This window comes from Acinetobacter sp. YH16053 (genome assembly GCF_013417035.1).
Classification (GTDB): domain Bacteria; phylum Pseudomonadota; class Gammaproteobacteria; order Pseudomonadales; family Moraxellaceae; genus Acinetobacter; species Acinetobacter towneri.
The window spans coordinates 59,715-68,515 of sequence record NZ_VPEP01000012.1 but is presented as its reverse complement, the minus strand read 5'-3'; the positions used below and the strand labels follow the sequence as shown (position 1 = coordinate 68,515).

The window sequence follows — 8,801 nt, the reverse complement described above, 5'->3', positions numbered from 1 at the left end:
TCAGCTTGCTTCAAGATACTCATGATCAAGCTGTCTGAATACTTAGATGTTTTCATAGAAAATCTCCTTAAATCAAGGTTATTCGATTTTCTACTTTTAAACTCAATGATTTTTAGGGGGGATTACCATACAACCCACCTCCATCAGGATGTCTTTGTTTTTTTGCACCATTTTTTATGAATTTTAAGTTTTTAACTTCTTTAGCTGTCAGCTTATTTGACTGTTTTGCCATATAGATTTTCTCTTCATTGTCGGTACAAAAATCAGGTTTTTTAGAAAAAAGGATTAGAATTATGCTGATTTATAATTATACCGACAAAAATACCGACATGTGTATCGGGATACTACAGTGTTTTACCGTAGTGTACTAGATATAAAAAAGCGCTTAATTCTTTTAAAATCAAGCGCTTTGAACTACGGTAGACTGCCGTAAAAGTCGAATTTGGCGGTGAAAGAGGGATTCGAACCCTCGATACGCTATTAACGTATACACACTTTCCAGGCGTGCTCCTTCAGCCACTCGGACACTTCACCATAGGCGGTGGATAATAACCAAAAAATAGTACAAAGCCAAGTTGAAACATTTGATTTAGAGAAAAACTTTCAGCGTAGTGCTATGATTCTCAAAAATACCGTCTAAATCGAAGACACCTATGCAAAGTACTGCAAAAAAAGCAGCCTTACCCGTCATTACCTTGGCTGCGCTCGGCGTCGTATTTGGGGATATCGGAACCAGCCCCCTGTACGCCTTCCGACAAACTTTTTTAACGGCCCATCTTGCAATTACCCAAGCCAGTGTATTGGGAATTTTATCCCTAATTTTCTGGTGCATGATGCTCACCATCAGCTTCAAATACGTCACCATTATTATGCGTGCCGATAACAATGGCGAAGGCGGGATCATGTCATTATTGGCATTGAACCTGCGCACCACCCGTATTGCCGAAGACAAAAAAATCTTCCTGATCGCACTTGGCTTTATTGGTGCATCCCTGTTCTTTGGCGATGGCATTATCACCCCCGCCATTTCAGTATTGTCTGCCATTGAAGGACTAAGTATTGCCACGCCTATCTTTAATCAATGGCTCGTACCGCTCTCCATTGGTATTTTGGCAGGACTGTTCATTGTGCAGCGTCATGGTACAGGCACTATGGGCAAATTTTTTGGCCCACTGACTTTGCTGTGGTTTTTAGCCATTGGCGGTGCAGGGCTGCTCAGTATCATCCAAACCCCATTTGTATTGGCCATGGTCAGTCCACACTGGGCGTTTAACTTTGTAGTAGAGCAACCCTTTGTTGCATTTCTCACCATGGGTGCGGTGATTTTAACCATGACGGGTGGCGAAGCACTCTATGCCGATATGGGGCATTTTGGGCGGATGCCTATTCGCCTCGCGTGGTTTTTGATTGTCTTACCTTGCTTGTTATTGAATTACGCGGGACAAGGCGCATTACTGCTACGCAACCCTGCAGCAATTGAAAATCCGTTTTATATGTTGGTGCCTGAATGGGGCTTATACCCGATGATTGGTTTAGCTACGGCTGCGGCAGTGATCGCTTCTCAAGCGGTGATTACAGGGGTATTTTCAATGGTCAATCAGGCCATTCAATTACGTTATTTGCCTCGCCTGACTGTACGTCACACCTCCGATGTAGAGCGTGGTCAAATCTATTTGCCATTCATTAACTGGGCCTTATTTATTTCGGTGCTTATCTTAATTTTATTATTTGAAAATAGTGCCAGACTTGCCAGTGCTTATGGCGTGGCAGTGACCATGACCATGCTGTGTGGCACGATTTTAATTTCAGTGCTGGCCTATGGTTTTTGGCGTTGGCCGATGTGGAAAGTTGCTCTTTTTGCAGTGCCATTTTTAACCCTAGATTTAATTTTTGTGGCTTCGACCTCGCTCAAAATTGTGTCAGGGGGATGGGTGCCAATTTTAATTGGCGCCATCATGTATACCATTTTAATGACGTGGAAAGATGGTCGTGCATTGGTTTTCAATCGTTTGGAAAAAGATGCCTTGCCGATAGACCTATTCATTCACAGTATTAGTATGGGCAATGAAACCAAATTTGTCCCTGGCGATGCGATTTTCTTGACAGGTACGCCTAACATTGTGCCACATGCCATGTTGCATAATATTAAGCACAACAAGGTCTTACATGAACGCAATATCATGGTAACGGTCATCACGCGTGATATTCCATTTGTGGCGCAGCAAGATCGGATTCAAGTCGAAAAACTGGATGATCGTTTTTATCGGATTGCCATGTATTACGGTTTTAAAGATCAGCCAAATATTCCAAATGCCTTGAAACAAGCCTATGAACAGCTTGAGTTTGAATTCGATATGATGCAAATGAGCTTCTTTATTTCGCGTGATCGAATTGTGCATACGGTGGGCGATGGCATGTCACCGTGGCGTGAAAAACTGTTTATTTCAATGCAGCGCAATACCAGTCCTGTGAGTGATTTCTATCAAATTCCAACCAACCGTGTGGTGGAATTGGGTAGTCAAATCGAAATTTAAAAACTGCTCAATAGATTTTAAAAAACCAGCATTATAAAGTGCTGGTTTTTTATTTTTAGCTCAAGATTGGTCTTAAACAGATCTTATTGTTCCGTATCACTTGGTTGTAGATGGCTTAAATCTATATCGTTTACATCTGCGCCCTGTGCCGCAGGTGCTGTGGTTTCAAGCCGTTCAGTCGTGGGCAGATTGACTGCTGCTTGTTCAGATGCAGCAGGGTTTTGTGGTGCAGCATTTAGCGCTTCTGCGGTGACATCCACATCATTGCCAGCATTTACAGGTAAATCGGCTGAAGATGACAATAATGGCGCAGAGGTGGCTTGTATGTGTTGTTCGCTCACTTGCTCTGCCTGCGCTGCGTGTTGCAGTTCGGATTCAGTCCCGACAGGCATCGTCATCGGTACATTGTCTTGAGCCAGATTGGCTTGTTCGGCTGAAATTTGGTTTGCAGGCTGTTGCGCTATATTTTCTGCTGGACTTGTTAAGTTTGTATCTGTACTCGGTACAATGCGTATCTGACCATTGGCGATTAATTCTTGTAGTGAGCCTGCTTGCCCATTAATCGTGGTGCTTATTTTGACTTTAGATAAACTTTCTAAAGTATCACCTGCTTGAATGGGTGGTTCGGCAAAGGCAGAAATGCTGATACTGCTACCAACCAAAGCACAAGCAAAAAGATGAAAACGCATGTATTTCTCCATCAAAAATCGCAAAAATAAAGTTAAAACCAATTTAAATCGTCAATGACATCCAGCTAGAGCAGCGCAATGCGCTTGGGTGTCGCTGAGCGATGTCTTTAACGTGTATTTAGCTTGGCAGATTCGCTAAAACGGATGCAATCAAATCTACCAAACTTGATCTAGACTGATGTCAAAAGTGCTTAAAACTCAGGCTGTGTATGGCTTTTGTGGTGTTATGGCGCGGGTTTTGTTTAATTGTTAGACGAACAAGAGGTGCTTCATATACAAGCTGTGAGTGGATTGTTAAGCTCGGGCAAACTCTGCGGATTTAGAGCGAAGTCACAGTAACGGTTATGGCAAGAAAACGGCGCAATTCCAACAACATTTGGACTCAAATTTTCAATCAAAACAGCTTGAAAGTGCTACTCGGTGTAGTGGCAACAGGGAGTTTTGTGATTGCTTTTGGTCAAGAAAAAATTAGCCAGTGGACTTCACTGGTGCCGAGTTCAGGAAATAGTGCTTGCCTAACCCAGTTCTATCGAGAAACGCCGCCCTATTTACTGAAAAATAGCCTGCAAAAACACAGCTATCCGCTGTGTTTTAATGACTTTAATGTGATGTATTCAGGGGTATCCAAAACCCCGTTATGGGTGGCAGAAGCCTTAACACCAGCGCGTTTGAGTCAGCGGATTCCACGTGAAGATAACTTTCACGAAGAACCGCGCGTCAAAGCCGAGCATCGTGCGACTTTGCTGGACTATCGTGGTTCGGGTTATGACCGTGGACACATGGCACCGAATGCCGACATGACCAACTTGGCAGCCCAGTTTGACAGTTTTTCTTTGGCAAATATGGTGCCGCAAGCCCCTAAAAATAATCAGCAGGTCTGGCGTGAACTTGAAGAAGCCACCCGAGCGGTGGTGACTAAGCAAAAGCAAGATGTGTATGTGATTACGGGGCCAAGTTTTAATGCCAAGCGTCTAAAAACCATTGGGCAGGGCGTTATTGTGCCGACTGCGGTGTATAAAGCTGTGTATATGCCCAAAACAGGCGCGATAGGGGCTTATTACGCGCCCAATAACGACTCGTTACAGGTGCAAGTGGTGAGTGTCTGCTATTTAGAAGAACAGTTGGGCATTAATTTATTCCCACAATTAAGTGAAGAACAAAAGCGCAATACCTATAAATTGCCTTTGACTGCAAATGCTGTAAAAGCCAATACACCGATTGCCTACTCACATTGGGATGCAGAAAGCCAGTGCGCAGAAGATGTATCTGCTGAGCAATTACAAGCCTTGCAAACCGAATTTAAACGCTCAGGCAGTAGTCCTGCATCGGGTGCTAGCATTGATGCAGATACCCAAGATGCAATTGTGAAGCAGTTGATTGAAGCTTTATTGCAATATATTTTACAGTTGTTGAAATCTTAAACTGGGTTAAGATGATGGATATTGCATCCTTCATGCTAAGGTGAATTCAATGTTTAAACCGTTTCAAAATGGGACTGAATCACATGCGATTCATGACTTAACCTTAGAAAATGATTTAGATTGCATCAATGTGTATGGCAATTTGCAAATCAGCAAAGATCAGGCGGGTTTACAGGCAGCCAAAGCACTACAGGCTTTTTTGAATGAAGTTGTTGCAACTTTGGAGCAGACTCCGAATCTGCCTGAAAAGTTAGATCGTCCCGAAGCGGGTGAAATTGAAAATCCATTTTTATAATGGATGCCATCTCAAGATATTAAATCTACTTTAATCTGCTCATCTAAGCCATTAAAAAGCCCGCTCAAACGCTTGAACGGGCTTTGTTGTTTTGTGTGTTTTTAGATAAATCCCAGACATCTTGAAAAGCTGTGGATTTAAAGTTTTGAAGATCAGTCTTCAGCTTTTGCCATAGCGCGATACAGCACCGCACCAATCACCGCACCTACAATCGGTGCAACCCAGAAAGCCCAAAGCTGGCTGAGTGCTGCAGTTTCAGCAAAGAACGCCCCACCTGTACTACGTGCAGGGTTCACGGAAGTATTGGTTACAGGAATACTGATCAGATGGATTAAGGTCAGTGCCAAACCAATTGCAATTGGAGCAAAACCTGCAGGTGCACGTTTGGCGGTTGCACCCATAATCACCATCAAAAAGCCAGCAGTGAGTACCACTTCAATCAATAATACTGAACTGAGGGCATATTTTCCTGGAGATAAATCACCATAACCGTTGGTCGCGAAACCGCCTGTGCCTGCAAAACCTGCCTGACCCTGTACAATCAGATACAACACCAGTGCGGCCAGAGTCGCACCAATAATTTGTGAAATAATATACGGTGCGAGTTCTTTGGCTTCAAAACGTCCACCTGCCCACAAACCAATACTGACTGCAGGGTTAAATTGACCACCTGAAATGTGCCCAAGTGCATAGGCCGCGGTTAATACGGTCAGACCGAACGCGAGGGATACCCCCACAAAACCAATGCCCAATTCAGGAAAAGCTGCAGCCAATACCGCACCACCACAACCACCAAATACCAGCTAGAATGTGCCAACCAGTTCTGCGAAATACTTATTCAATTTGATTCTCCAGTGCTTATTTTTTGAGTTAATTAATCAAACTTCAATTAAATTTATCGCATTTTAGATCGATATTGTGATGAATTTAACACAAATTAAAGTAAAAAGAAGCAATCATGAAGCACGTTGCATCCGCCATTGTTGTGGTGTGTGCTGCGTCCATTGTTTAAACGCACGCTGAAAGGCACTTTGTTCTGAATAACCCAGCAATAGCGCAATTTCTTGCAGACTTAAATGTGGGTCTTGTAAATATTGTTCTGCCAATAAACAGCGTACTTCCTGCATGCGTTTTTGGTAGGTCGTGCCTTGCTGTTGCAAATGACGTTGCAACTGACGTACAGAAATATGTAATTGCTGAGCAATATGTTCAATTTGATACATATTTTTTTGCAGCCCCGTCAAAATGGCTTGCTGTAAACGCTGATCGGTTTGGGTGCTATTCGGTAGCTTTTCCAATAAGGCTTGTGCCTGTTGCAACAATAAATGCTGTAAGGTCTGATCGCCCTGATGAAAGGGTTTTGCCAGTTCGGAAACAGGCAGCAACACTTGGGTAATTGGTTGAGAAAAACGCACTTTGCAATGAAAATACTGCTCATACAGTGCAATATTTTTAGGCGCAGGATGATGAAAATGTACTTCGTGCAGGCAAATATCTTCAAACTGCATAAAGTGCTTCAAAAATTCCATCATCAAGGCAATGGCAATTTCATCGGTTAATTGTGTGGTCATGTGCACGGGCAATTCTGACCAACGAATGGATAAATAATCGTTTTGTGCTTCGACTTGCAACGGGCCACCATCGTAAATCAAGCGATGAAAATCGTGGTAACGCTGTAATGCTTCACCCAGATGATCACAGGACAAGGCTAAATACGCAATGATGCCTAAATGTTTGGGCTGCACGTATTTGGCAATTTCCAAACCCAAAGCAGGTTGTGGTAATTGTTGCTCCAAAGTGCTGAGCAAGTCACGCCAGAGGGCATAATCAAAACGTTCCAGATTTTGAATCTGATGTAATTTTTCTGGAATGGGCAGCTTTTTTGCTTGGTAATAGCACATCAATAAATGCCCTAAGCCACCATAGACCGAGCCCGTATATTCTTTGAATTGTTGCATGTGTTATCGGTTTATTTTTGTCGTCATTTGTCAATGATATTGATTTTTTTGGTCAAGATCTAGTCAATCTCACATGCCTATAGTGAACATCAGAGTCAAGATGTCCTGTGTTTAAGGAGAAATAGCGATGTGGAAAGGATTTCTAGCAGGTTTGGTGGTTGCCAATGGTTTTGAATGGGTGGCACATAAATATATTTTGCACGGAACGCATCGAGCAGGGCAGCGCCGTTATAGTCCTGTGCCTGAAAGTATGAAATCACATTGGGAACATCATCGTGAAGTGCGTAAAACCAGTTTTCACGATCATGGCTATGTCGAAGGGATTCGCAACTGGCGTACCAAAAATGAAATTGTGTCTTTGGCTGTGGTGGCAACGGTGGCCAGTGGCGTGTTCTATCCAATTTCTAAGGGTATGAGTTTGGCTGCGCTATATAGTGCTGCGAATTATTATTATATTCACCGTCGTGCGCATTTAGAGCCAGAGTGGGCAGTTAAGAAAATTCCGTGGCATTATGACCATCACATGAACAGCAATCAGGATGCGAACTGGTGCGTGACCAAACCGTGGTTTGATTATATTTTAGGAACGCGAGTCATTTCAGCACCTGCCTTACAGGAGCAAAATCCGTTAGGCATTGCCTTACCTCGGGTGATTGCACAGGGTTTAAACCATCTGTCTGCTGCATATTTTCCTGCCAAATGGGTCGAGAAAAAATTAGCTGTGGCAGAGCAGTTATCTTAACTGTATTGCAGCAAATGAAGGTTTGTACTGACAGCTTGGGCAAGTCTTGTCGCAAATGGTCAATGTTTTTGGTGTTTTTGGTCAATATTTCAGCTAAAGCTCTGCGTATATTGTGTGCAGTGAAATATCCACGGATGTTTCGGTTGAATATTGTGTGATGATAAATTGATTTTGTTGATTATTTTTTTATAAGTCTATTTAAAAAGATAAAAGAACCTCAGCGCTGTGGTTTTTTGAGTTGATAGGAGTCTTCGGACTCCTTTTTTTCTGCCTAAATTTTACCTTTACTTCAATTTTAAGCTAAAAAAAGTGCAATCTTCAGATTGCACTTTTCACAGTTCGTTTGCACTATGATTTTACAAACGCATTTCAATGCCTTGTGCTGCCAAATATTGTTTGGCTTCAGGAATGGTATGCTGACCAAAGTGGAAAATTGAGGCTGCCAGTACCGCATCGGCACCGCCTTTTAGAATCCCATCGGCCAAGTGTTGTAAATTACCTACACCGCCAGAAGCAATGGTAGGTACCATTACACGGTCATTGATGGCACGCATGAGCGCCAAGTCATAGCCTGCTTTGGTGCCATCGGCATCCATTGAGGTGACCAACAACTCACCTGCGCCGTAGTCCGCCATTTTCACAGCCCATTCAATTGCGTCAATACCAGTGGGTTTACGACCACCGTGGGTGAAAATTTCCCATTTGTTATCACCCGTTTTTTTCGCATCAATGGCAACTACAATACATTGCGCGCCAAAACGCTGTGAGGCTTCTTGCACAAATTCAGGATTAAAGACGGCTGCAGAGTTAATGCTGACTTTATCTGCACCTGCGTTCAATAATAGGCGAATGTCTTCAACCTTGCGCACGCCACCACCAACGGTGAGGGGCACGAACACGGTTTCTGCCATACGTTCTACGGTACGATAAGTCGTATCACGACCATGATGGGTAGCGGTAATGTCTAAAAAGGTGATTTCATCGGCACCTTGTTCATTATAACGACGCGCCACTTCTACAGGGTCGCCCGCATCACGAATATCAAGGAATTGCACGCCCTTAACCACGCGACCATTATCTACGTCTAGGCAAGGAATAATACGTTTCGCTAGCATAAATTTTTCCAATTATTACAGCCGATTATGAAACTCACCCACACAAG

Annotated in this window: 8 protein-coding genes and 1 tRNA gene; 4 read left to right on the top strand and 5 right to left on the bottom strand. The window is 43.2% G+C overall.

Going from position 1 to position 8,801, the window contains the following annotated elements:
* Positions 1 to 443: 443 nt before the first annotated feature.
* Positions 444 to 534 (bottom strand) — tRNA-Ser (locus FTV43_RS10175).
* 119 nt (positions 535 to 653) lie between these two features.
* On the opposite strand from FTV43_RS10175, the gene FTV43_RS10170 reads away from it, so the two are divergent.
* Positions 654 to 2,534 (top strand): potassium transporter Kup, encoded by a 1,881-nt coding sequence (locus FTV43_RS10170; protein WP_004974367.1) that lies wholly within the window; start codon positions 654 to 656, stop codon positions 2,532 to 2,534.
* An 83-nt stretch (positions 2,535 to 2,617) separates the two neighbouring features.
* Here FTV43_RS10170 and FTV43_RS10165 read toward each other — a convergent pair whose 3' ends face one another.
* Complete coding sequence (locus FTV43_RS10165) at positions 2,618 to 3,223, bottom strand: hypothetical protein (RefSeq protein WP_179995410.1); 606 nt, start codon at positions 3,221 to 3,223, stop codon at positions 2,618 to 2,620.
* Between the two features lie 344 nt (positions 3,224 to 3,567).
* Between FTV43_RS10165 and FTV43_RS10160 the strand changes: the two genes are divergently transcribed.
* Positions 3,568 to 4,644, top strand: coding sequence for a DNA/RNA non-specific endonuclease (locus FTV43_RS10160; protein ID WP_179995409.1), 1,077 nt, complete (start codon positions 3,568 to 3,570; stop codon positions 4,642 to 4,644).
* A 49-nt stretch (positions 4,645 to 4,693) separates the two neighbouring features.
* Complete coding sequence (locus tag FTV43_RS10155) at positions 4,694 to 4,939, top strand: hypothetical protein (RefSeq protein WP_004974374.1); 246 nt, start codon at positions 4,694 to 4,696, stop codon at positions 4,937 to 4,939.
* A gap of 152 nt (positions 4,940 to 5,091) precedes the next feature.
* Here FTV43_RS10155 and aqpZ read toward each other — a convergent pair whose 3' ends face one another.
* Positions 5,092 to 5,742: an aquaporin Z gene (gene aqpZ, locus FTV43_RS10150; RefSeq protein WP_179995412.1), complete on the bottom strand. Its 651-nt coding sequence runs from the start codon at positions 5,740 to 5,742 to the stop codon at positions 5,092 to 5,094.
* Positions 5,743 to 5,895: 153 nt separating this feature from the next.
* A complete protein-coding gene (locus tag FTV43_RS10145; protein ID WP_004974378.1) occupies positions 5,896 to 6,897 on the bottom strand; it encodes an AraC family transcriptional regulator in 1,002 nt (333 codons plus the stop codon).
* Positions 6,898 to 7,024: 127 nt separating this feature from the next.
* Between FTV43_RS10145 and FTV43_RS10140 the strand changes: the two genes are divergently transcribed.
* Complete coding sequence (locus FTV43_RS10140) at positions 7,025 to 7,639, top strand: hypothetical protein (protein WP_154320231.1); 615 nt, start codon at positions 7,025 to 7,027, stop codon at positions 7,637 to 7,639.
* Positions 7,640 to 7,995: 356 nt separating this feature from the next.
* Here FTV43_RS10140 and hisF read toward each other — a convergent pair whose 3' ends face one another.
* On the bottom strand, positions 7,996 to 8,754 hold the full coding sequence (hisF, locus tag FTV43_RS10135) for an imidazole glycerol phosphate synthase subunit HisF (RefSeq protein ID WP_154320232.1): 759 nt from the start codon (positions 8,752 to 8,754) through the stop codon (positions 7,996 to 7,998).
* Positions 8,755 to 8,801: the final 47 nt, after the last annotated feature.

Bases quoted from the DNA above. Each gene is read 5' to 3' on its own strand.
- FTV43_RS10170 (WP_004974367.1), top strand. From the start codon at position 654: ATGCAAAGTACTGCAAAAAAAGCAGCCTTACCCGTCATTACCTTGGCT.
- FTV43_RS10165 (WP_179995410.1), bottom strand. From the start codon at position 3,223: ATGCGTTTTCATCTTTTTGCTTGTGCTTTGGTTGGTAGCAGTATCAGC.
- FTV43_RS10160 (WP_179995409.1), top strand. From the start codon at position 3,568: ATGGCAAGAAAACGGCGCAATTCCAACAACATTTGGACTCAAATTTTC.
- FTV43_RS10155 (WP_004974374.1), top strand. From the start codon at position 4,694: ATGTTTAAACCGTTTCAAAATGGGACTGAATCACATGCGATTCATGAC.
- FTV43_RS10145 (WP_004974378.1), bottom strand. From the start codon at position 6,897: ATGCAACAATTCAAAGAATATACGGGCTCGGTCTATGGTGGCTTAGGG.
- FTV43_RS10140 (WP_154320231.1), top strand. From the start codon at position 7,025: ATGTGGAAAGGATTTCTAGCAGGTTTGGTGGTTGCCAATGGTTTTGAA.
- hisF (WP_154320232.1), bottom strand. From the start codon at position 8,754: ATGCTAGCGAAACGTATTATTCCTTGCCTAGACGTAGATAATGGTCGC.